General features: G+C 53.8%; 24 protein-coding genes and 1 tRNA gene. 5 read left to right on the top strand and 20 right to left on the bottom strand.

The window, feature by feature from the left end; translation table 11 throughout:
• The first annotated feature begins 56 nt into the window (after positions 1–56).
• Together PG1C_RS00250 and PG1C_RS00245 are read left to right on the top strand one after the other, a co-directional pair.
• Positions 57–1,238 carry a UbiH/UbiF family hydroxylase gene (locus PG1C_RS00250; RefSeq protein ID WP_202635462.1) on the top strand — a complete coding sequence of 394 codons (1,182 nt, stop codon included), beginning with the start codon at positions 57–59 and terminating at the stop codon, positions 1,236–1,238.
• A gap of 17 nt (positions 1,239–1,255) precedes the next feature.
• Positions 1,256–1,942, top strand: coding sequence for a DsbC family protein (locus tag PG1C_RS00245; protein ID WP_237218233.1), 687 nt, complete (start codon positions 1,256–1,258; stop codon positions 1,940–1,942).
• Positions 1,943–2,076: 134 nt separating this feature from the next.
• On the opposite strand, the gene PG1C_RS00240 is transcribed toward PG1C_RS00245, so the two are convergent.
• Together PG1C_RS00240 and mltA are read right to left on the bottom strand one after the other, a co-directional pair.
• Positions 2,077–3,279, bottom strand: a complete 1,203-nt coding sequence (locus PG1C_RS00240) for an ammonium transporter (protein ID WP_202635460.1) — start codon at positions 3,277–3,279, stop codon at positions 2,077–2,079.
• Positions 3,280–3,496: 217 nt separating this feature from the next.
• Positions 3,497–4,711: a murein transglycosylase A gene (gene mltA / locus PG1C_RS00235; RefSeq protein WP_202635459.1), complete on the bottom strand. Its 1,215-nt coding sequence runs from the start codon at positions 4,709–4,711 to the stop codon at positions 3,497–3,499.
• 43 nt (positions 4,712–4,754) lie between these two features.
• Between mltA and PG1C_RS00230 the strand changes: the two genes are divergently transcribed.
• Together PG1C_RS00230 and PG1C_RS00225 are read left to right on the top strand one after the other, a co-directional pair.
• Complete coding sequence (locus tag PG1C_RS00230; protein WP_202636857.1) at positions 4,755–5,636, top strand: ATP-binding protein; 882 nt, start codon at positions 4,755–4,757, stop codon at positions 5,634–5,636.
• Positions 5,633–6,574 carry a Nudix family hydrolase gene (locus PG1C_RS00225; RefSeq protein ID WP_202635458.1) on the top strand — a complete coding sequence of 314 codons (942 nt, stop codon included), beginning with the start codon at positions 5,633–5,635 and terminating at the stop codon, positions 6,572–6,574. The genes PG1C_RS00230 and PG1C_RS00225 overlap by 4 nt, the downstream gene beginning before the upstream one ends.
• Before the next feature lie 38 nt (positions 6,575–6,612).
• Here the strand turns inward: PG1C_RS00225 and PG1C_RS00220 are convergent, their stop codons facing one another.
• The 9 genes from PG1C_RS00220 to PG1C_RS00180 all read right to left on the bottom strand — a co-directional run bounded on the left by PG1C_RS00220 (position 6,613) and on the right by PG1C_RS00180 (position 11,925).
• Positions 6,613–6,819, bottom strand: a complete 207-nt coding sequence (locus tag PG1C_RS00220) for a DNA gyrase inhibitor YacG (protein WP_202635457.1) — start codon at positions 6,817–6,819, stop codon at positions 6,613–6,615.
• 2 nt (positions 6,820–6,821) lie between these two features.
• Positions 6,822–7,577 carry a cell division protein ZapD gene (gene zapD, locus PG1C_RS00215; protein ID WP_202635456.1) on the bottom strand — a complete coding sequence of 252 codons (756 nt, stop codon included), beginning with the start codon at positions 7,575–7,577 and terminating at the stop codon, positions 6,822–6,824.
• A gap of 54 nt (positions 7,578–7,631) precedes the next feature.
• A complete protein-coding gene (gene coaE, locus PG1C_RS00210) occupies positions 7,632–8,252 on the bottom strand; it encodes a dephospho-CoA kinase (RefSeq protein WP_202635455.1) in 621 nt (206 codons plus the stop codon).
• A 51-nt stretch (positions 8,253–8,303) separates the two neighbouring features.
• Positions 8,304–8,951, bottom strand: a complete 648-nt coding sequence (locus PG1C_RS00205; protein WP_202635454.1) for a hypothetical protein — start codon at positions 8,949–8,951, stop codon at positions 8,304–8,306.
• A gap of 63 nt (positions 8,952–9,014) precedes the next feature.
• Positions 9,015–9,752: a hypothetical protein gene (locus tag PG1C_RS00200; protein WP_202635453.1), complete on the bottom strand. Its 738-nt coding sequence runs from the start codon at positions 9,750–9,752 to the stop codon at positions 9,015–9,017.
• A gap of 11 nt (positions 9,753–9,763) precedes the next feature.
• Entirely contained in the window at positions 9,764–10,588 is an 825-nt protein-coding gene (locus PG1C_RS00195; RefSeq protein WP_202635452.1) for an FTR1 family iron permease, read from the bottom strand.
• A gap of 2 nt (positions 10,589–10,590) precedes the next feature.
• Positions 10,591–10,917 carry a cupredoxin domain-containing protein gene (locus PG1C_RS00190; RefSeq protein ID WP_237218232.1) on the bottom strand — a complete coding sequence of 109 codons (327 nt, stop codon included), beginning with the start codon at positions 10,915–10,917 and terminating at the stop codon, positions 10,591–10,593.
• 111 nt (positions 10,918–11,028) lie between these two features.
• A complete protein-coding gene (locus PG1C_RS00185) occupies positions 11,029–11,742 on the bottom strand; it encodes a type III pantothenate kinase (protein ID WP_202635451.1) in 714 nt (237 codons plus the stop codon).
• Between the two features lie 106 nt (positions 11,743–11,848).
• A tRNA-Arg gene (locus tag PG1C_RS00180) sits at positions 11,849–11,925 on the bottom strand.
• A 100-nt stretch (positions 11,926–12,025) separates the two neighbouring features.
• Here PG1C_RS00180 and PG1C_RS00175 point away from each other — a divergent pair.
• Positions 12,026–12,481 (top strand): c-type cytochrome, encoded by a 456-nt coding sequence (locus PG1C_RS00175; RefSeq protein WP_202635450.1) that lies wholly within the window; start codon positions 12,026–12,028, stop codon positions 12,479–12,481.
• Positions 12,482–12,569: 88 nt separating this feature from the next.
• On the opposite strand, the gene PG1C_RS00170 is transcribed toward PG1C_RS00175, so the two are convergent.
• The 9 genes from PG1C_RS00170 to PG1C_RS00130 all read right to left on the bottom strand — a co-directional run bounded on the left by PG1C_RS00170 (position 12,570) and on the right by PG1C_RS00130 (position 23,450).
• Positions 12,570–14,546 carry a UvrD-helicase domain-containing protein gene (locus PG1C_RS00170; protein ID WP_202635449.1) on the bottom strand — a complete coding sequence of 659 codons (1,977 nt, stop codon included), beginning with the start codon at positions 14,544–14,546 and terminating at the stop codon, positions 12,570–12,572.
• A 77-nt stretch (positions 14,547–14,623) separates the two neighbouring features.
• Positions 14,624–15,559, bottom strand: coding sequence for a lipoyl synthase (gene lipA, locus PG1C_RS00165; RefSeq protein ID WP_202635448.1), 936 nt, complete (start codon positions 15,557–15,559; stop codon positions 14,624–14,626).
• Positions 15,549–16,127, bottom strand: coding sequence for a lipoyl(octanoyl) transferase LipB (gene lipB / locus PG1C_RS00160; protein ID WP_284431832.1), 579 nt, complete (start codon positions 16,125–16,127; stop codon positions 15,549–15,551). Before lipB ends, lipA begins: the two co-directional genes overlap by 11 nt.
• A 47-nt stretch (positions 16,128–16,174) precedes the next feature.
• Entirely contained in the window at positions 16,175–16,438 is a 264-nt protein-coding gene (locus PG1C_RS00155; RefSeq protein ID WP_202635446.1) for a YbeD family protein, read from the bottom strand.
• Positions 16,431–17,387 carry an aminotransferase class IV gene (locus tag PG1C_RS00150; RefSeq protein ID WP_284431772.1) on the bottom strand — a complete coding sequence of 319 codons (957 nt, stop codon included), beginning with the start codon at positions 17,385–17,387 and terminating at the stop codon, positions 16,431–16,433. The genes PG1C_RS00155 and PG1C_RS00150 overlap by 8 nt, the downstream gene beginning before the upstream one ends.
• Entirely contained in the window at positions 17,384–18,547 is a 1,164-nt protein-coding gene (locus PG1C_RS00145; protein WP_202635445.1) for a D-alanyl-D-alanine carboxypeptidase family protein, read from the bottom strand. The genes PG1C_RS00150 and PG1C_RS00145 overlap by 4 nt, the downstream gene beginning before the upstream one ends.
• 102 nt (positions 18,548–18,649) lie before the next feature.
• Positions 18,650–19,828 (bottom strand): acyl-CoA dehydrogenase family protein, encoded by a 1,179-nt coding sequence (locus PG1C_RS00140; protein ID WP_202635444.1) that lies wholly within the window; start codon positions 19,826–19,828, stop codon positions 18,650–18,652.
• Between the two features lie 99 nt (positions 19,829–19,927).
• Positions 19,928–21,241, bottom strand: coding sequence for a DUF1329 domain-containing protein (locus PG1C_RS00135; RefSeq protein WP_202635443.1), 1,314 nt, complete (start codon positions 21,239–21,241; stop codon positions 19,928–19,930).
• 112 nt (positions 21,242–21,353) lie between these two features.
• Positions 21,354–23,450: a DUF1302 domain-containing protein gene (locus tag PG1C_RS00130; protein WP_237218231.1), complete on the bottom strand. Its 2,097-nt coding sequence runs from the start codon at positions 23,448–23,450 to the stop codon at positions 21,354–21,356.
• Between the last annotated feature and the right edge of the window lie 13 nt (positions 23,451–23,463).

The raw sequence follows: 23,463 nt of genomic DNA, 5'->3' as shown, positions 1-23,463 counted from the left end.
ATCCCTTTCGCACGTCTACCTTGTCAAGGAAGGCATGCGTAGGCGACAATCGCGGTATGGATTTCGATATCGTTATTGTTGGTGGCGGGCTCGCCGGGCTCGCACTGGCGGCGGCTTTGCGCCGATCCTCGTTGTCTGTGGCGCTGGTTGAAGGCGTGGTGCCGGTTTTTCCTGCCAGGGGTACAGCCGATTTTTCTACCACGTGGGATAGCCGGGTGTATGCCATCAGCCCGGCGAATGCGCGCTTTCTTGAACAAATCGGCATTTGGCGACATCTTGACCACGCGCGCATGGAACCCGTACGCGCCATGCAAGTTTTTGGCGATGGCAAAGGCAGGCTCGATTTTTCAGCTTATGACAGCGGCGTCGCTGAATTGGCGTGGATTCTTGAGTCTTCGCTCATGCAGGCCGAATTGTGGGAAATGGTCAAGCGGCAGGGCAATCTCACGATGTTTTGTCCTGCATCAGCCCAAGCGCTGGCATTGGATGATGCGGCAGTAGAGCTCACGCTGACCGATGGACGCAAACTGCGCGCGCGCCTGATTGTCGCGGCCGATGGGGCCGACTCTTGGACACGCAGCGCTGCGTGCATTGAGGTGGCATTCAAAAACTATGACCAGCTCGGTATCGTGGCCAATTTTGCTGCTGCGCTACCGCATCGCGGCACAGCTTTTCAGTGGTTTCGCCCAGATGGCATTTTAGCTTGGCTACCTTTGCCTGGCCAACATCTGTCGATGGTCTGGTCAACGGCGACAGCGCATGGTGAGGAATTGCTATCGCTTTCGGCAAACGCCTTGTGCGAACGGGTGGCCGCAGCGGGGGGGCATGCGCTGGGTGCGCTGGAATTGGTCACCCCGCCGAGTGCATTTCCACTGCGCCTGATGCGCGCGTCGCGCACGGTGTTGCCGCGCCTGGCTTTAGTTGGCGATGCGGCGCACACGTTACATCCGCTGTCGGGGCACGGCATCAATCTGGGCTTTCAGGATGTGCAGGCATTGGCGCACGCGCTACTTGCCTCGCCAACGCAGGGCGATTGCGGCGATTTTTCGCTATTGCGCGGTTTTGAGCGTGCGCGAAAAGAAGAGGTTTTTATGCTACAAACCGCTACCGATCATTTGCAACGCTTGTTTGATGTTCGTCGTGGGCCGTTAGTTAGCTTGCGCAACGTGGGGTTGAGCCTCACTAACCATTTGCCGGTCGTAAAGGATGCGTTGGTCCGTTATGCTTTGGCATCCTGATTTTTTCTGGAGAGATGATGAATAAAAAGTTTATTGCTGCAACGGCTTTACTGGCTAGCTTTTCTATCGCCGCCTTGGCGGGCGAAGCCGAGGTCAAAAAGGCTATCGAAGCCAATGTGGGCAAGGTTGAAAAAATCAGCAAAGCACCCATTGCAGGACTGTGGGAAGTCGCAGTCGATGGTCAGATTTTTTATGCGGATGACAAAGGCAATTATCTGCTCGCCGGAAATCTGATCGAGCTCAAAACAGGTAAAAACTTGACGGCAGAGCGCCAGTTCAATGCGCTACCTCTCGAACTGGCAGTTAAGCAAGTGCGCGGTAATGGAAAAAATGTACTGGTCACGTTTGAAGACCCCAACTGCGGCTACTGCAAAAAGCTGGCAAAGGAATTGCAGTCGATCAAAAACCTCACTTTGTACACTTTTCTTTACCCCGTACTGGGAGAAGACTCCATCGAGAAATCCAAAATGATCTGGTGCGCACAGGATAAGGGCAGGGTCTGGAATGACTGGATGAGCAGCGGCAAAACCTTGCCCGCCATGCCTGCCAAATGCGATACCGCCGGACTGGAAAAATCGACGGAACTGGGCCGCAAATTGCGTATCAACGGCACACCAGCCATGTTCTTCGCTACCGGTGAGCGGGTGGGCGGCTATATTCCAGCGGCGGAAATTGAAAAACGCTTTAACGCGAAAGGCGGTTAATTACACCGGCGTCACGCCAGCGCCATACTGTAAAAAGTCGGCGCTGGTGATACGGCGATAATAGGGTAGTGATACGACAAACAACCCGTATCACTACCTATTTTTTCGCCAAGGCCCAGCGTATTAAAACTACGTTAAAAAGAAGTTTCCCGCTCAGCGGATGCAGTAATTTTATGGATGGTCAGGTCGGAACCTTCAAATTCCTCTTCCGCATCGAGCCGGATGCCGACGAAAAATTTAAGCAGCCCATACACCACGAAGCCACCCGCTAGCGCGATCGCAATGCCCATGAGTGTGCCAATCAGCTGACTGGGTATTGCCACACCACCTCTGCCACCCCAGGCGGTTGCGCCAAAAAGGCCAGCAGCAATCCCGCCCCAGGCACCGCAAAGGCCGTGGAGCGGCCAGACGCCCAGTACATCGTCAATCTTCCAGCGGTTCTGCGTGAGGGTGAACATCACGACAAACAGCCCACCGGCGATGCTGCCGGTGGCAAGTGCCCCGAGGGGATGCATCACGTCTGACCCGGCACAGACAGCCACCAGCCCGGCCAATGCCCCGTTATGCACAAAACCCGGGTCGTTCTTGCCAACCATCAGCGCTGCCAGCGTGCCGCCCACCATCGCCATCAGCGAATTGAGGGCGACCAGGCCAGAAACTTTGTCCAGCGTTTGCGCGCTCATCACATTAAAGCCAAACCAGCCCACAATGAGTATCCATGCGCCCAAGGCTAAAAACGGCACGCTGGAGGGCGGATGCGCAGAAATCGCCCCGTTTTTGTCATAACGCCCACGCCGCGGCCCAAGCAATAGCACCGCCGCCAGCGCTGCCCAGCCGCCTACGGCATGCACCACGACCGAACCGGCAAAATCGTGAAATTCCGCGCCAAACTGCTGGGCAAGCCAAGACTGAACGCCAAACGCATGGTTCCAGGCAATCCCTTCAAAAAATGGGTAAACAAAACCCACCAGGCAAAATGTGGCAGCGAGTTGCGGTTTGAACCTGGCACGCTCGGCAATGCCGCCAGAGATAATCGCCGGGACAGCGGCAGCAAAAGTCAGCAGAAAGAAAAACCGCGTGAGCTCAAAGCCGCTGTTTTGCGCAAGCACTTCGGCGTTGCTGAAAAAATGAACACCATAGGCAATACCGTAACCAATAAAAAAGTAGGCTAGCGTTGAAATTGAAAAATCTGCCAGAATTTTAACCAGCGCATTGATCTGATTTTTTTTACGGACAGTGCCCAGCTCTAAAAAAGCAAAGCCGGCATGCATCGCCAAAATCATGATGGCACCCAGCAAAATAAACAAAACGTCGGCAGAGGTGTGCAATGCTTCCATGTGGATAGTCCTTTCGTTTATGCACTAAATTAAGGCGAAAACGAAATTACCAAGCAAAAGCCATTCCTGATTTAATATTGTTATTTATCAGTTAGTTATTATTACTCGATAGAAGGTTACGTGCTAAAACAGTGCTGATATATTTTTATATGCACCATTTTGGTGAAAATTCGGTGCTGGCGATACGGCGCAAGCGGGGTATTGGTGAAAGCTACGCTCACTTTGGTGCATCGTCAGGCGCATAGCCTTTGGGCATAAGCACCCATAGACGTCCTGTCTGGCGCATTTTGCCGGCAAGATTACCCGCATCTGTGCCGCTACCCCAGTAAAAATCCCCGCGCACAGCACCGCGAATGGCACCACCCGTATCCTGCGCCAGCATAAGCCTGGTGAGTGCCTGGTCACTGTTTGGCCTGGTTGTGGCAAGCCAAACAGGGACGCCCAAGGGGATATAGCGTGGATCAACGGCCAGCGAACGTTCTGGCGTAAGCGGGATGCCCAGAGCGCCTAGCGGGCCTTTACCTGCTAAGGGTAATTCATGGAAAAACACCATGCTCGGATTTTGATTGAGTAATTCTTCCAATCGCTGCGGGTTCATCTTCGCCCATTCCTTAATACCTTGCATGGAAGCTTGCTCAGGAGTGATCGCGCCCTGATCAATTAACCAACGCCCGATGGATCGGTAAGGGTGCCCGTTTTGATCGGCATAGCCAAGACGAATACGACTGCCATCACCCAGTGCCACCTGGCCTGAGCCCTGCACTTGCATGAAAAATAAATCCACGGCGTTTGATACCCAGGCGATGGCTTTTTGTGAGCGCTTGCTTTCTTGCTGACGCCACTCTGACCTGGCGTAATAGGGAACAATTTTTTTACCCTCGAGACGCCCACGCAGCCGAAGGTGCTTAAGCTCGGGGTAAAGTTCGGACAAATCTACCGTGATCAGATCGTCTGGCGGGCCATACACCGGGTAAGGATTTTGGCGCGAAGGCGTGCGACTGCCTTGCAACACGGGCTCAAAATAGCCTGTAATCATTCCTGTGCGAGAGCCATCCGCATTCACCATCATCCAAGGCTGAAACTGGGTTTTGAACCATGCGCGCAAAGCGCTGGGGCTTTGCGCGTCGGCCGTGCGCGCCGCTACACACGCGGGCTGCCATAACGCTTGCTTTGCCAGCACGCGGCAACTATCAAGAAAAGCTGCCAACGCCGGGGCAGGATCATCGGTTTCCCAGCCAGTTAGATCATCCCACTGTGCGGCTTGCATCGGTGGCGCAGGGGGCAGGGAAACATCGCTTGGCGGACTCGCCACGCAGGTAGGCATGGCTGCGCACCGCTGTGGTGCATTTATTGGAGGGGCAGACGTTGTTGTGCAGTTGGTCAGCGCAAACACCAAGCCCGTAATGAGTAGATAGATCAGGATGCGTTTCATGAATCTGCTAAAGTTCGTCGCGTTAAAAACCGAGAGTGTACCGATGACTGACTTTTCCCGCTTTCTTCTTCGCGCCGAAACATTAATTGACCGTCTTGAAGCGATCCTGCCGCCCGCTTTGCCGGTGACAGACTGGTCAGCCTGTGCCTTTCGCTGGCGCACCCGCAACGGGCGTGGTTGGCTCGAAGGCGTACGTCATCCGCACGCGATTCGCTTGAACGATTTACAGGGCGTTGAGCCGCAGAAAAAGCGCATCGAACAGAACACGCTGCAGTTTGTACAAGGTAAAAGTGCAAACAATGTGCTACTCACCGGTGCACGCGGCACGGGAAAAAGCTCGCTCGTCAAGGCCGTGCTAAACCAGTTTTCCCACCGCGGATTGCGCTTGATTGAAGTGGATAAGGACGACCTGGTTTACTTGCCTGAAATTGTGGATCTCGTTTTTGGGCGTCGTGAAAAATTTATTATTTTCTGCGACGATTTATCGTTCGAAGCGAACGAGCCTGGTTACAAAGCCATGAAGAGTCTGCTGGATGGCTCCATCACCGGCATGCCGGAAAATCTGCTGGTATATGCAACATCCAACAGGCGCCATCTGATGCCGGAAAAAATGGCTGAAAATCTTGAAGCGACATACACCGAAGAAGGTGATATTCACCCCGGCGAAACGACCGAAGAAAAAATCTCGCTTTCCGAACGCTTTGGTTTATGGCTGTCTTTTTATGCCTTCACGCAGGATGAATATCTGGCCATATGCGCGCATTGGCTCACTGTTTTCGGCCACCCAACCGACACCCTGGAACCAGGCAATCCCGTCCGCAGCGAAGCATTGCAATGGACGCAAATGCGCGGCTCGCGCAGCGGTCGCGTTGCCTGGCAATTTGCCCGGGATTACGCCGGTCGGCATAGCCGCCTGAAAAAATGAAAATAACGCATGTTGCAACCGCAGTCATTGAGCGGGCAGACGGTCAATTTTTACTGGGCCAACGCGCAGCTGATACGTTTTATCCTGGGTATTGGGAGTTCCCCGGCGGCAAAATCGAACCGGGCGAAACAGCGCGGGGTGCCTTAGTGCGCGAACTCCAAGAAGAACTCGGCATCGAGGTTTTGCGTGCCGATCCCTGGTTACGCAGGGAACATGTGTATGAGCATGCCCATGTGTATCTGAATTTTTTCCGGGTACGTGCCTGGCAAGGTGAGATCAGTAATCGTGTGCATAGCGCCCTTACATGGCAAACGCCCGGTGCGCCGACCGTTCAGCCGATGTTGCCAGCCAACGCCCCCGTCCTCGCCGCGCTGGCCTTGCCTGCGTTTTACGCCATCACGCATGCCAACGAAATAGGTATTGCAGCCCAAAACGAAGCACTTGATCACGCATTGAAAAACGGGCTCAAGCTCGTACAGCTGCGCGAGCCAATGCTTGCTCCCCGGCAACGCGAGGCTTTTGTTCACGCGGCGGTTAAGCGCTGTCACACGGCTGGCGCACGCGTGCTCGTCAACAGCGACCCGCTGCTGGCTTTGGCCGCCGGGGCTGATGGTGTACACCTGACGTCCGCGCAACTGGCAACCTGCTTAACACGCCCTGAATTTCCACTGGTGGCAGCGTCATGTCACTCCCCTGCCGAATTGATGCGCGCGGCGCAGCTTAAATGTGATTTCGTGGTTTATGGGCCGATACGCGAAACCGTAACACACCCCGGGCGAGCGGGCTTGGGCTGGGAGACTTTCGCAACAGAGATTAATAGCAATCTCGGCGTACCACCAGCGCCGACTTTTGCCTTGGGCGGATTGTCACCCCACGATCTTGACACCGCCCGTGCATGCGGAGCGCACGGCATAGCCGCCATTCGTTCGGCCTGGTAAAACGGCCACATTGCCATAGGCTTTGCTCAGCTTGTTTGCTATTCCGATTCGTCGCTCAGTGGCGCTTCCTCGCTGGCGGCGACGCGATACGTTTCGCTTTCCCACGCACCAAAATCATCGGTCTTGCAGCGCATGGAACAAAATGGTCGAAAGCGACTTGTTTCTACCCACTCGACCGATGCCCCGCAGCGCGGACAAAGCACGATGCGGGGCAATTTGGGTAAACTAGAACGTACAGAAGCCATGCTTACAGATTACATAGCGTCATTTCAAACTGAACATCAGTCTCGACCTGGCGTGGCCGCTGTGTCATATCCGGCCGCAAAAACCGAACATTGATAGCCAGTTTACCTGCGGAGATTTCCGGCAATACCGATTCGTTTTTTCTGATCTGCAACCGAACCAATTGGTAATTTCGTCCACCCATCATGACCTGGTAAGCGCCTCGTTGGGCCAGGAGCCTCTCTGAACGGCCAGATGCACGTAACAAACGCAGCACGATCGTCAGCGCTTGCCGAATAGGCAACATCGGCATCAACCAAGACTCAATGTCCTTTTGCCGCAACGGCGCATCGCGGTTCAACCAATAGTGGTAGCCCGGCAGATCAAACTCGCACACCCCGCCTGGAATGGCGGCTCGGTTTTTAATGCTCATTAGCCAATCATTTTCACGCAGATAATGGCCAATCTTTCCTTGCACGGCGAGCAGTTGAGTACTTGCCTGCTCGATTTCATAGAGCGCACCCGAGAGGGCTTCTTCAGAGATTTCGGGATTGTTACGGAAAGATAGCAGGATCTGTCGCTGGCGTTCCAGTTCTTGAACCAGATCAAATTTCAAGTCGGCACGGCCGGCCACTTCAAGAATCTCAAACAGCAAGACCAGCGCCACATGATGTTCAGCGCTCCCTTTGGCAGAGGCGAAATGTATGATTTTTTCAAACAGATCTTCGAGTCGCAACAAAGTGCGCACTCGCTCGCTGAGAGGATATTCGTAATTAATCACACGCTGGCCGAGTGTATAAAATGGGAAGCATTGTCACCGAAATTTGGGTAAATCTCAACCCGCATGATGCGCCAATTCCAGATATTTCTGGTGCAAATGCGCCACTTGGGGTGCCAATGCGGCCAGTTGGCCGTCATTTTCGATGATGTCATCCGCTACAGCCAAGCGCTCGGCGCGAGTAGCTTGGGCTTGCAATATTCGCTCGACCTCATCCTGTGACAAGCCATTGCGTGCCATCACACGGCAAATTTGGGTCGCTTCAGAACAATCCACCACAGCGATGCGCTGGACACGCTGGCGATAGGTGCCTGACTCAATTAAGAGTGGCACGACAAGTACGGTGTAAAGATGATTGTTGCGCGAGTTCTCCGCGCTAATGCGCCGTTCAACCTCAGCCCGGATTAATGGATGCAAAATGGCTTCGAGTCGTTTGCGCTCTTCGGGCTGAGCAAATACATGCGCACGCATCGCCGCACGATCAAGCGCACCGTCGGGCGTGACCATGTGCTCGCCAAAAACGGCACGAACACTCGGCATAGCTGCGCCTGATGCGGCTGTCAACGCGTGGGCAATCGCATCGGTATCGATAACAGGTACCTGATGGGTAGCAAACAAATCCGCTACCGCGCTTTTTCCGCTACCGATTCCACCTGTTAGCCCGACGATATAACTCACGCCAGCGATAGGTCTTGCTGCGTGGCGAGGCGCTTTTTAGATCTATCGCGTTCAGCGCACACAGTTCATCACCATCGCAGAAGGAAACGGTGCAATCCACGTTTCCAATTGGCGGGTAAACACCTCCGCTTTTGCCTGGATTTCTATCCCTTCACGAGGTGTCGAGGGTTTTGGCTTTTCCCATTGAGCTGACGTGACGCCACGCTTTTTAAGTGTGGCAATATAGTCTCGCGCAGCCACTTCGTCGGTAAAGATGCCCAAAAGAATTTCATACCGTCCATTGAGCGCATTGGGTGCCGCTTGCACTTGTATTCCGCTCAGGGGCGGGGGTGTTTGCGGCAACTGCGATAGCAACTCGGACTTTTTCATATCTGCAACTGTTTGGTCAGCCAAGCCAACAATTACCACCCGATGGAAAGCTTGCAGCTGCAAGCGCTTAGCTTTGCCCCCCAAGGCCGCTACGTCACGTTCGATCTGATCGGCTGCGGCCTGGGTCAGGCCACCTAACGTGCGGCAAACCATCGGTGCTTCGCGCACTTGCCCCTCATCCACAATCCGCATTTTTTCTGCGTGTAATTGTTGCGCCAGCCGATAAGGTTCATGAGCCTCCGTTGCCCCATCAAAATAACCCTGCGACCAGGCTAAAAAAATGAGATTAGCCAAAACCAGCAAGAAAAAAAACAAACGTAAAATTTTCACAGGGTTAATTCTATCCCTAGCAACAAGGCGTGTCAGTACTGGCAGCCAGCGGACGCCGCGCTATCAGAATTCGTATTCTGTCTGCAGACGAAATGCTTGATCCGGGGCACCTTGTGAAACACCGATCAACCAAGCCGCATTGTATTTGATCGCTTGATGGTTCCCCAACGGCAACTTGCCAAAGATTGCCGGGCCGGCCTGGTGGCTTTGCTGATTCGACGGTTGCCAGTTACTCCATTTACCCACCGCACCAAAGGCTTGAACACCGAACTCTAACTGTTGATTTCCACGGTACTTGACCTGTGCTTGATATGCCAACTCTGTATCCGAGGGACTATCTACCCGATAGTTTCGCTTAAGCAGCAGATTGCCATTTAGCTGCCATTTACCAAATTCTGTTTGCAGCAACGGGCCCCATTTGATTTCCCACCCTTCACTGCGATCTTTTGGGTGCTCAAGTTCGAGTAAAAAACCCAAATCGACCGGGTACTTCCCGGTTTCGGTCAGCTGGAATTTATTTTCCCATTCCCACGCATCGTAATGACTGCTGTTGCCCGGGGTTTTAAACTTATATTTGGCATATATCTCGGTGAACCACCACTCCGTCGCTCCGTAACCAATACCTACGCTCCAAGCGGAAAGATCAGGATTACCATCGCCTAGACGCTGGCTGCCAAATTTGAAATCGATTTCTCGCTCACCGTACTCCACCGCAGGCGTATACACATAATCAGCCGGTCCGGCAAAAGTGGTTGCGCTGAAAAATAAGATAACTGGGGCAACTATGCTGTGTAGTTTCATTTTTTCCTCGATTAAAACCTTGAAATTGTGTCTTTGCGGTACCGCAACATCCACATGGCGAACAAAATAACGATTAACGTCGTCACATAGAAAACAACCTGCAAGCCCGAAGGCGTCGCATCGTAACCCATCAGCGCATGTAGCAAGACGCCTGCGGGAGATGTGTTCGATAACAGGCCAGTGGTATCCCACAACGGGTTACCAAAATCTGGTAACACATCGCTTTGCACCAGAAAGCGCGCCATTTGACTCGCCATCGCAGCAGCTAATAAAAGAATCAGACCGCTTGTGGCTGCAAAAAACCAGCGTAAGGGAATACGTAAGAAACCTGCATAAAGTAGAAACCCCGCAAGCGCTCCTGCGCCAAGGCCCAGACTGCCGCTGGTCAAGACTTGCAGCGCACTGGTTTCGCTGCCAGCCATCGAGCCATAGACGAAAAGTACTGTTTCTGACCCTTCGCGCAATACAGCCAAAGCAATAACAACAAAAAGGGTTAACAGTGTTTTTTCGCCGCCCCGCACGGCATGCCCTACCCGCCGAGCCTCTTGTGCTAACGCAGCCCCGTGCCGTGACATCCAAATGTTATGCCACGCCAGCATCAGTACGGCAAAACCGAGAATGCTCGCATTCATCAGATCTTGTCCTGTGCCGCCGGCCATTTCAGCAATTCGACCCGTCAGCAAAGCCACCACAATAGCCCCCGCCACGCCAGCCGCAATGCCTCCAAGCAGCATACGGCTGCGGCCTGCAATACCAACCGTTGCCGCCGCGAGAATGCCAATAATCATTGCCGCCTCGAGCGTTTCACGAAAAACAATAATGCCTGTGCCAAACATGATTACTCCGCAACCACGACGCCTTGCGCCGTTTTTTGATTGAATTCGCCCATAAACGGATAGCGGCCTGGCTTAAGGGGGCCGATATAAATAGTGGCCTGCCCCTTGCCCGAAATAACTTTTTCGCGGTTTAGCTCGTGGCTTTCAAATTCTTCTGGCGTGGCATCCAGGTTTTTAACGATTAACCGAATTTTCTGGTTCGCAATGACCTTTAGCTCACTTGGCTCAAAACGGTGCTCACGAATTGTCAAAACAATCTCACTATCCGCCGCCAATACAGTGATGGGGAAAAGCATCCCTACAAGTAACATCAATCGATAAAAAACCACAGCAGCCTCCTTGGATGATTAGCACATGTTTAAATAATAACCATTCTCATTTAAAATGTAAACCATGTTCACAATTTTTCTTCTTGGTTGCTTTTTAAATCTGGAAAAGCGTCAATCCAGCGCCGACGCTTTGGCTACTTGCAGCAAGCCTTCCAGAACCAGATAGTTGATTGGGTGTATTGGCGCGGCGAGGTGGGGCAACAAATCAGCCGCAGCACCCCCCGATAAAAGGCACTTAGTAGCGCCTTGAGTGACCCGCATCCTCTCAATCGCCCCCAGCGTGGCATAGAGTGCCCCGCTAGCAATCGCATCGTTTGTATTTGTGGGTAACATATTAAAGTGACCACTTACATCTGCCAATCCAGAGGTATTACGTGCTAACGTTCGGCGCATCAGCGTCAAGCCCGGCAGAATGAGCCCTCCACGAAACACACCCTCTGCATCGAGCAAATCAATGGTTGTAGCTGTACCTGCCAACACCACGATTGCCGCTTCGGCAGATAGCGCCCGGGCAGCAATCAGCCCTGCCCAACGGTCAGCGCCAAGCTGGGTGGGATGATCATAGCCATTACGCACCCCACAGCAAGCCGATGCACTTTCCAGCCAAGTCAGGGGGATCGCCAGCTGGTATGCGAGATCTTCAATCTTTCGCTGGATAGCTGAACCTGCCACATTGCAGGCAACCATGTGCCTCGGTACGACCGGAAGTAAATTCGCCAGATCAGGCAATGCGTCATAGTCAAACGCCTGCTGCATACACCAGCGTTGGCCATCATGCACGCCACATTTAAATCGCGTGTTCCCTGCATCGAGACAAAGAATCATGATCTTCTTTTTCAAGCCGGGGCAAGAGAGCGCATCGATACCGCGATCCTCGATTACCCTGCGTTAGCACCTTACGGTTCCAGAGAAGTATTTTATTAATGGTGATTGGTGCGCCTGACACGATTCGAACGTGCGACCCCTGCCTTCGGAGGGCAGTACTCTATCCATCTGAGCTACAGGCGCAGGGGGCGAAGCATAGCGCGTTCGCGTGTTGACGTCCATCGTTAGGCGCAGTATCCATTATAATTCGCACATTGCACCTATCACTCTTGAAAGCTTACCCATGGAAAACGATACGATTCGCGGCTTCATTTATCTTCTTGCGGCTACATTAGCTATCGTAGTCATTGCCATTATCGCTGCGGTCAACCTCACACACAAGCAAGTAGTGGTTGACGAAGAAGCTGTTAGTCAGCGCATTATGCCTGTGGCCCAGCTGAGTATTGCTACAGCATCTGGCGGCACGGACGCCGAGCGCACAGGCGAGCAACTATATCAAGCCGCATGTATCGCTTGCCATGCAACAGGCGCGGCGGGTGCGCCAAAGATTGGCGACAACGCAGCGTGGGGGCCACGTTTGAAACTTGGGTTGAGTGGGTTACTCAAGTCAGCAACGAGTGGTAAAAATGCCATGCCTCCCAAAGGCGGCTCGGACGCCAACGAAACTGAACTGGCGCGTGCCATTGTCTATATGGCAAACAAATCGGGTGGTAGCCTGAAAGAACCCGCGGCGAAGTAATTTCGCCTTGTGAAATAATTCACATAGCTCACCAAGCAATTCGTCCAGCAGCATTTGGACAAATCAAGGCCGCACAAGGCGGCCTTGATTATTTTCCTGCTAGCATGGCACGCAACCCAGCAGCACGGGCGATGGCTGTGGTTGTATCAGGCACCGTCAAGCCCTGTGCTGCTGCCGTCAGCGCTACAGCGCCCATCTCAGCGATAAACCGTGAGGGCTCGCGCAACATCCATGTCTTGCCCTGTTTGCGGCGCTCGCACCAGCTGATAGTTAAGCTGGCCTGGGCACGCGTTAAACCGACATACATCAGGCGTCGCTCCTCTTCCAGTCGCGCGGGGTCGAGTGAATCGCGATGCGGTAATAACCCTTCTTCAATACCCGCAAGAAACACATGACGAAACTCAAGCCCTTTGACGGCATGCAGCGTGGCGAGCTGAACGGCATTACTTTCTTCCGTGCCATTATCCAACATGGATAACAGGGCAACACTTTGCGCTAATTCAAGCAGGGTTTTATTTTCTTCCTCGCCCTTGCGTCCAATCCACTGAACAAAATCGCACACATTCGACCAGCGGGTTTCAGCGTCACGCACGTCGAATGCACTAAACAACCACGTCTCATACCCGATGGCGTCGATAATTGCGGTGAGCAGGGCGCCCGCAGGCTCGTTTTTCGCACGGTGTTCCATGCGCTGAATAAACCCGGAAAACTCACGCAACGCAGTGTGTTGACGCACTGGCAGATCATCACCCAGCGCTGGTGAGAGCAACGTTGCAAACAGGCTTTGCCGTCGTCTGCCGGCAGTAAGGCCCAGCGCTTCCAGCGTTGCGCCACCAATGCCGCGCTTGGGGGTTGTCACCGCACGAATAAACGCGGGATCGTCATCCTGATTCGTAAGCAGGCGCAAATAGGCAATGATGTCTTTAATCTCGGCGCGCTCGAAGAAAGATTGTCCGCCGGAAATTACATACGGAATACGTTGCGCGCGCAATTGCTGCTCAAAAACGCGCGCCTGATAATTGCCACGATACAAAATGGCGTAATCAGAAAACTGGGTACGCCGCTCAAAGCGATGGGCAGACAGGCGCGACACCACCCATTCGGCTTCATGGTCGCCATCACGGCAAGTTTGAATGTGGATCGCTTCGCCCTGCCCATGCGTTGACCACAGTTTTTTTTCGAATAACTTCGAGTTATGGGCAATCAACTGATTGGCAGCGCCGAGGATGCGCGATGTCGAACGATAATTTTGTTCCAGCATCACCACTTTCAGGCGCGGATAATCCGCTTTTAACAAGCGCAGATTTTCACTATCGGCACCGCGCCAGGCATAGATGGACTGATCATCATCACCCACCGCCGTGAATGCGTCGCGCCCTTGGGTGAGCAATTGCACCAGCCGGTATTGGCCGCGATTGGTATCTTGATATTCATCAATGAGCAGATGCCATAGCCGCTTTCGCCAACGCTCAGCCACCTCTTCTTGCATGGTGAATAGCGCGACGGGCAGACGAATCAGATCATCAAAATCAACTGCCTGATAAGCCCGCAAGGCGCGTTCATAATCGACATAAAGTTGCGCTGCGCTACTTTCCAGTCCGTCCGTGGCGAGCTCTATGGCGGCATCAGGATTGATGAGTGCATTTTTCCATAACGAAATACGTGACTGCAACAGACGCAATTGCGCTTTATCAATACCGCCCGACAACTCTTGCAATAATCCGGTGGCGTCCGAGCTATCGAGAATAGAAAAACCCGGTTTTAGCCCGAGCGCATTGGCCTCTTGCCGCAAAATACGCACGCCCAGCGCGTGGAATGTGCTGATCATCACCCCTTTGGCTCGCTCGCCTAACAGGCTTTGAGCGCGCGCCTGCATTTCTTTTGCGGCCTTGTTGGTGAAGGTAATCGCTGTGATGTGCGATGGCGCAATGCCGTAATCGCGGATGAGATAGGCAATTTTTTGCGTGATGACGCGCGTCTTGCCTGAACCCGCACCGGCTAATACCAAGAGCGGGCCATCGACATGAGTGACAGCCGCTTGTTGCGCGGCGTTTAGCGTATGCATAGGAAAAGTCACCGCTTATTTGCCACTTATTTGCCGCGTATTAGCCAATTAATCGCCGTATCACCAGCGCCGACTTTTTAAATCGCGCCAGCAGCGTGGGCTTGGCTGTCGGCGTGATAGCTAGAGCGCACCATCGGCCCGCAGGCGGCATGGGTAAAGCCCATGGCTGTGGCGGCCTGCTCGAATAAGACGAAGGTATCGGGATGCACATAGCGCATGACGGGCAAGTGATGGCCTGAAGGCGCGAGGTATTGGCCGAGCGTGAGCATCTCGACACCGTGGTCGCGCATGTCGCGCATCGTGGCGAGAATCTCTTCGTCACTCTCGCCCAACCCCACCATGAGGCCGGATTTAGACGGGATATGTGCGTGGCGTTGTTTGAATTCCTGCAGCAGGCGCAACGAATGCGCATAGTCGGCGCCAGGGCGAGCCTGCTTGTATAGGCGCGGTACAGTTTCCATGTTGTGATTCATGATGTCCGGTGGCTGCGTGCCGAGGATATCGATGGCTAAATCCAGCCGGCCACGAAAATCCGGCACCAGCACTTCGATTTTGGTGCGTGGCGACAGCGTGCGAATCTGTGTGATGCAATCGACAAAATGCTGCGCGCCGCCATCGCGCAAATCATCGCGGTCGACACTGGTGATCACCACATAATTCAACTTCATCGCGGCGATGGTCTGGGCGAGTTTCAGTGGCTCGTCAATATCCGGCGGTAGCGGTTTGCCGTGGCCGACATCGCAAAACGGGCAACGCCGTGTGCATAAATCGCCGAGGATCATGAAGGTGGCTGTGCCATTGCCAAAGCACTCACCAATATTGGGGCAGGAGGCTTCTTCGCACACGGTGTGCAATTGATGTTCACGCAAAATCTGTTTGATCTCGCCAAAGCGTGTCGCCGAATTACCTGCCTTGACGCGAATCCAGTCGGGCTTTTTCAGCGGCGCGGCGACCGGAATAATTTTGATCGGGATGCGAGCGGTTTTAGCTTCGCCTTTTTGTTTAACAGTCATGGGTTTTCAAGTTTTCCAATTGCTGCATCAACGCTTGAGCCAGCTGTGAGCCGACCTGCGTGATAGTGAGAGTATCGCCTGTCTTGACCAGATCACACAAGCGCGTCACCCGCATGCCCGCATAACCGCAAGGGTTGATTGCCTGATAGGGCACCAAATCCACATTCACGTTCAGCGCCACGCCATGATAACTGCAGCCGCCTTTAATCCGCAAACCCAGGGCAGCAATCTTGGCCCCCTGTACATACACCCCAGGCGCACCCGCCAAACGTGCGGCATTGACGCCATAACCAGCCAACACCTCGATCACTGCCTGCTCGATACGCTGCACGAATTCACGCACTTTGAATTGCCGACGACGCAGATCGAACAACAGGTAGGCCACCACTTGGCCAGGACCATGATAGGTGATCTGTCCGCCACGATCAATCTGCACTACCGGAATGCCAATGTCTTGTAACAGATGTTCAGCCTTGCCTGACAGTCCCTGGGTGAATACCGGCGGATGTTCGCACAGCCAGATTTCATCCGGTGTATCCGAGGTGCGCGTAGCGGTGAATTCTTGCATGGCGGCGAATGTGGGTGCATACGCCACACGGCCCAAAGTGCGCACAATCACAACACTACCTTGACCATCGGATGCGCACCGAGTTCGAGATATAACGCATCCAGTTGGGTTTGCGATGTGGCGCGCACGGTACAGGTAAGCGCAAGATAGTTGCCCGCGCGCGAAGGGCGCATCGTCATCGTGGCAGCGTCAAATTCGGGTGCATGTTTGATCACCACAGAAGCGATGGTCTGCGCAAAATCATCCGCGTGCGCACCCATGATCTTGAGTGGAAAATCACAGGGGAAATCGATCAATGTGGGCTTATCCATGCCGCATCACCCTCGTTTTGTACTCTTGATACCAACCATACATCGCCGCAAACACTGGCCCCGGGGTACCAGCCCATGTGTTGCCAGTCGCCATGCCCTCCACGGCCGGCGTTGCATCGCCGGCGGGCTCCAGCGGCGCGGAGCAGTGCTCCACGCAACCCCGTTTCCGCCCAACTTTTACGCCATCAAGCTGAACAATCGGCAGCACTTCACGCGTGGAAGAAGCCAACCATAACTCATCCGCCGTGCGCGTCTCGGCTTCGGTAATATCCCGCACGCTAACTGGCAAACCGTTTGCTGCGGCAAGCTCCAGCACCACGTCATAGGTAATGCCGGGCAACGTGAGATGGTTTTTGATCGGCGCCAGCAACACGCCGTTCCGCACCACAAAAATCGAAGCGGCGGCGCCTTCGGTCAAAAAGCCATCACGAAACAACACCGTCTCAGCACAACCCGCTGCCACTGCCTGCTGGCGCAACAGGCAATTCGCCAAGAGTGAAGTGGACTTAATATCACAACGCAACCACCGAATGTCCGCCGCAGAAACTGCCGCCACCCCCGCGCTGACTTGCTCTGTGCTGGGCGCATTCATCTGTTCTGCGAGCAGTAACACGGTCAGCACAGGCTCTGCTGGAAAGACGTGATTGCGCACCGCCATCGGCCCGCGTGTCACCTGAATGTAAATAGAATGGTCATCCCATTCAGCGGTGGCAGCAAGGTGGCTCACCAATGCAGTCCATTCTGCCTGGGTGTGCGGGTTGCCTATCTGGATCGCATCGAGGCTGCGGCCGAGGCGGCCCAGATGCTGGTCAAGACGAAACGGGTGGCGCGAATAAACGGGAATGACTTCATACACACCATCACCGAACAGAAAACCCCGGTCCATCACCGAAACCTGCGCATCTTCCGGCGCCAACCACTGACCATTCAGGTACAGCTGAGTACTCACCGGAACCAGAGTACCAAGGTGTCCCACAGCCGACCAAAGAAACCTGCCAGCGGAACTTCTTCCAGCGCGACTACGGGATACTCACCCCAGGTTTGCTCACCCAGCATGAGTTTCAGCGTGCCCACCGGAGTACCGAGGTGTACTGGGCCAAGCAAAGGCTGCCGACTGTCCAGCCGTGCGGTGAGCTTGCCCGCCATCCCGCGTGGTACAGAAACAATCAGGTCTTCAGTGACACCCACTTTGACCGTATTTTGGGCACCCTTGAACACTTTAAACTGCGAGACAGTTTGGTCTTTGCCATACACCTTTACCGCCTCAAAAGCAGTGTAGCCCCAGTTCAGCAAATTGAGCGAATCACGCGCACGCGCCTCGTCCGAAGGCGCGCCTAGCACGACTGAAATCAGCCGTCGCGGCGGGCGCAACGAGGTGGCAACCAAACAATAACCCGCCGCATTCGAATGACCTGTTTTCAGGCCATCGACTGTCGGATCGGCCCACAGCAGACGGTTACGGTTGTACCGGCGGATGCCAGCATAGGTATATTCTTTCACGGCATGCAGGCGATGCATCTCGGGATGATCTCTCACCAGCGCCGCGGCTAGCCGCGCCATATCATGTGCGGTGGAGTAATGCGTAGGCTGCGGGCCATCAAAAAAACCGCTGGCATTAAGAAAGTTGGTATCTTTCAAACCCAACCGCTGCGCTGTGCGATTCATCATGGTGGCAAAGGCCGGCTCGCTACCACCAACCGCCTCAGCCAAGGCGACAGCGGCATCGTTGCCCGACTGAATCACCATACCCTTGAGCAGATCATCCACCAGCACCTGCCCATTAACAGGGATAAAACTGCGCGAACCTTGCGTACGCCAGGCCCGCTCAGAAACGGTGACCGGCTGTTGCAACGAAAGTCGCCTATCCGCCAGCGCTTCGGCGACCAGATACGTCGTCATCATCTTGGTCAACGAAGCTGGTTCAAGCCGCTGTTCCGCATCATGCGCCGCGAGCACTTGCCCGCTGGCGTAATCCATCAATACCCACGCGCGTGCGCTCAAGGCGGGTACGGGAACGGGAACAGGAACCGCAGGCACAGCAACAGCTGGCGTTTGTGCCAGGCTAGCAATCCACGGCAGACAAGCAAACAAAATAACAAGGTGGCGCATATCAGAATCACCGGCTCAAAGACAAAGCCGGATTATATTGTCTGCCGGGGTGCAATGCGCGCTGTGTCTGATCCGCTCGGGTGACGCTTTAATGTATCAAGATCAACCCAGCGGATGGCCACTCAAGCCATATTGCGTGCGGCCGTAATACATCATGTGATCTTCATAGAGCTGGGTGACATGGATGGATACCATCATCAAGTCACGCGCAAACACTTCAACAATATCGCCTTTATACGTAGCGGCTCCACCGAGTAATTCCAATGTACGAAACCCCACCTGCGCGGCTGTTTTAGCGATAGAAGAACGCCAGGCCCCCATGCGACTTTCTTCTAGCGGCGATGCTGACGTGGTGCCCGCGATGCGCCAATCATCAAGCTGCTTGATATACCGCTCGTGCAAGGCTTCCGCTTGTTCAATGTGCGTCACGACTTCGCCCAGATTACGCTGCGCCACAGGCGACTCCCACTCCTGGCCACCCAGCACCACGCGCTGGCGTGAGCGAATTCGGCTATGCAATTCTTTTTGCAGGCGTTGCATGGCGCCAATGCACACCGAATTAAAGCCCAAGGCAAAAGCTGGCATGAACGGTACGCGATATACGGGTTCTGCCGGATCAAACTCGCCCCCGACGGGGGTGTTACTCCCTTTAGCAGTGGCTACGGGTAGCACCCGATACCAGGGTACGAACACGTCTTTGACCGCAATGCCTTTACTGCCTGTGCCGCGCAGACCAAAGGTGTCCCAGTTTTGAATAATCTCGCCTTCGGAGACTTTAATCGTCACCAGACACGGTTGTGGACCAGTTGTGGTACCGGGCACATCGACAATGGCACCCAGACCAATCCATTCACAAAAATCAATGCCGCTACCCCAGTTCCACTGGCCGCTTAAGCGTACACCGCCTTCAACATATTCCACCTTGCCAATGGGGAAAAAGATGTCCGCAACAAATTTATCAGCAGAATAAATTTCTTCACGCCCCTTGGGAGGCAGTAGCGCTACCCAGGTTTCGTGCAGCGGCATGAAGTAGGTTACCCAAGCACCCGAAACACTGTGCTGCGCGACAGTTCTGATGACTTCCGATAATGTCCGGTGGGTCATGCCAAAACCACCATAGCGCTTGGGGCGCAGCAAGCGGTGTAGCTGGGTTTCATGAATGGCATCTTTGAGCTTGGTAGAATAACCGCCCTTGCGATCGGCTTCGAACAATTCAGCTTCGGCGACTTGACCGACATATTCCGCCCGTTTAATCGCTTCTTCGTGAGTCAATTGCGTCATCTTTGATACTCCATCATTTTGGCTATTGTGGTTGCTGCAAGTTCAACAATAAAAACGGGGGCTCGCGCTCCCGTTTTGTTGGGTGGCACTTCGTTAAAATTAGTCTCCGCCGCGCAGATTTTGCACTTGGAAAATGCTTGCCGGGTTTTTAGCCGGATCAATTTCACCGCGGAAACGAATCATGGTGCAGTGGTTGGATTGCAAATCTATCATAGAGCCTGAATCATCCAGCGGAATACCCGACCCTTTGTTGATCGGCAAATGGAAATCGGGGTGCGCCTTGCCAATCGTAAATGCTTTCCAGACATCACCCTTGCGATCATATACGGTTGAAATCGACGGGGTCATGATCTGCGCATCAAGATAAATAATGCGCTTGCTGATGGGGTGGCCCGTATCTATTGGCCGGCCTTCGAGCACATGCACCTTGCGTAACTGCCAGATCACATCCGGCATGCATTTGCCCTTGCCGGTCGCCCCGATATAGCCATAACCATCCGGATCCTTGAAGTTAGGATCCATCTTCATCTGGTTATGTTTGTAATACGGCATCAGCGCATTTTTGGTTTCGATAAATTTCCACTTGTAATCAGATACGCGGCCGTTGTAGCCTTCGAAGTCCTCGATCATCAGATCAGACCCCAGGAACGAGTCGGTCGTCTGACCCGTAGCCAAGCGGCGTACGCGACGCTGGAAGCCCAGGTACAGATAAGCATCCGTACGCTTGGTGTCATCTTCATAGGCTTGCAGCAACAATTGGGTATTTTTCAGATCCAGTGGCTCGAATACCTTGACATAGGTGCCGCGATACAGCGCCGAAGGGTTCGGGGTGATATTCGGAATCGGCGGGTTAGACGTGCGGTGCATGAAGTTGAGGAAGTTGAACTGGAACTTGATGGTGCGCTCGATCGCGCCCGTATTGGCATTGATATATTGCCAGTAGAATGGATAGATAATTCCACCATCACCCCAGTTCAAGGCATATTTAAAATTCCAGGCCAGTTTTTCACCCGCCCTCGGGTCCGATTTTGAAGGTTGCTGCGGGAAGGGGCGTCCAGCGACAAAACCTTCAATCGTTGTGCCCAGCTTGACCTTGTCCGTATATAGTTTTGTGGCTTCCATATATGGCTTGGGCAGCGGCATATCAAAGGTTTCACCGATGGGCATTTCAAACCAGCCGTCTTTGATCAATTTGTAATGCGCCGGGCTCAAAATTTCTTTGAACTGATCCACATTGCCTTTGTTAATGACTATGCCAGGCTTAAGGCCCGGGAAAGTCGGGAAGCCTTTTTTGTAGGGGAAGAACGCTTCGTCCAGCTCGGCATCCGTAATGGCATGCGCTGATTGGACGAGCAATGCGGCAGCGCAGGCAGCCACAATTTTTAATGTGCGCGTGTTTGCTTTGATCTTCATTGCATAACCTCTCTTGTGTAAGAACTCATGGTTTTAATAGCGTTTAGGTGACTGTCGGGCTGGTTTTACGCGATGGCTTGCCGTCTCACCAGCGCCGACTTTTCATGGGCTATCAGAACTTGTATTTCAAGTTGAATTGGATTTCGTCTTCTCTCCATGCGGCACCAATCGGGCCCGCACGGAAAGCGCCGCCCGGCACAAGACCGCTGAGACCAAAGGCACCCGGGCCTGTTTGGCCAGGGTATTGACCATAAGGCAGGAATGAGCCGGAATCCCGCTGGTCGGCAACATATAGCCGCTTGTCGTCCGCCAGGAATTTGAAATTCGCCCCAACGCTCATTGTCAGATTGTCCGAATAACGGTACGAGACAGACGGTGCCACCGCAAACGCATGGGCTTTGAAGTCACGCGCCAACACGATTTGCGGGTTCAGACGCGCGTTCCACAGCGAGGCGCGGATAAGCATTGTGCCAATGAAGTTGTTCGCCCAGTCGCCCATGCCTACTTTTCCATAGGGGCGATCATATAGCTCGTGGTCAAAAATATGCTGGTAAAAGAGCTGACCAGAAATCAGTGTGGCTTCGGTTTCATTGATCCATGAAATCATGGTCGGTCGATCCAGACCAATGACCGAACGGAACACGCGGTTTTTGGAATAACCCGAAGCCTGCGCCGAATTACCAAACTCTTCACCATGGGTCAGCGCCGCTTCCAGACGCACGGCCAGACTGGCTTCCGGAATCTGGAAGTCGGCCGAACCACCGAGCAAGCTGACGCGGGGATAGACCAGATCAAACGCAATCAGGTTGGATGTGTCAACGATGGCGCCCGTGAATGGATTGATTGCCCCGGTGTTAAACATATGCAGGCTGGGCAATTGTGAGCGATACGTCAGTCCATTGAGCGAGAAGCTCACGCCATTGGCAGTGACGCCTTCCCATTTAATACCCAGTTGGGTGTTTTTAAACGACCAGTCGGGCAGCTCGACATTGCGAATACCAATGGTGTGCGGGCCAAAGTCTGTCGACAAGAAGGCGCCATTGCCCGCGCCACTCGGCAATCCGGGCGTCGGCGGAACGACATTGGCAAAGTTGCCGACCGTGCCACCGTAATCCCACAGAGTCTTGAACCCACGCAGGATACAACCGGCATCCAGCGCCACATTGGGTGTGCCGCATTGACCCAGGTTATTCGGACGGAACTGATCAAAGTTCCACACCACCGAGATATTACGATCCTGGAAGGTATCGCTTGCACCCATGCGATATTCCGCTTGCAAAATCCACATTGGAATGCGGATGTCTTGCAGTTCGTCATAGATGCTGTTGCGCGAAAAGTCGACCGGATTGATGACATCCAGCACGCGGAACAAGTCGGTACGCCCCCACACCACCTGCTGCTTACCGAGTTTCACAAACACTTGTTTGCCATCGTCCAGGTCATAGGTTTTTTTGACATAAAACTCGCGAATGAAGTCGAGCTTATTATTGAACTCGGGCGCTTCCAGCTCGCTCTGTTTTTTGTCGCCATAGCCGCCAAAGTCGACGCAACCGCGACTATCGACATTACACGGCCGAACGGGCACAGCCACTTGGACCCCATTGGGGTTGGTTGCCCAGCGGTCAAACATCAAGCGCAAACCCTGATTCGGGCTATAGGCTAAAGGAATAAGTGCCGCTGGATTAAGTGGTGTTGCGGGGTTGGCAATGACACCGGGTGTCGTTGAGTTAAAGCCAAACACGTTGTTTGTCAGCCCCAGTAAACCTGCTGCTGTCGCGTTGTTTACAGTCCCTTGACCATAAGGCGTCATTGAAGAAGGGGCGCCCAGCAGTGGCGCAGCAGAGCTTTCCAACGCCACTGCACCGCCTGCATTTTCGCCATATTCATCTTTGTTTAACCGATACACCCCATCAAAAGTGCCCCTGAAGATGCCATGAAATGCCCAACCATCGGACAGTTTCTTATCGGCTTCTGCTTGCAGGGTATTGCGGAACTTGGAAAGACCGACCCGGTCGCCGGTGTTGTCTTTTCCTCGGAAATACGTGGCATTTTCATAAAAAACATCCACCTTCCACGGGCTGGAACTTTCGCCCAGCGCGGGCAGGCTGTCTTCCGCGTGTGCGGGTGGAACCAGCGTGGCGGCGGCCAGGCATAACGACAGCATGGTCGCTGTTTGGCGGAGAAGACTTCCCCGTTTCTGCTTGTGCATTGCTTTCCCCCTT

It is taken from the genome of Rugosibacter aromaticivorans (assembly GCF_000934545.1).
In the GTDB taxonomy this organism is placed as follows: Bacteria; Pseudomonadota; Gammaproteobacteria; order Burkholderiales; family Rhodocyclaceae; genus Rugosibacter; species Rugosibacter aromaticivorans.
This window is presented reverse-complemented; position numbering and strand designations above follow the sequence as displayed.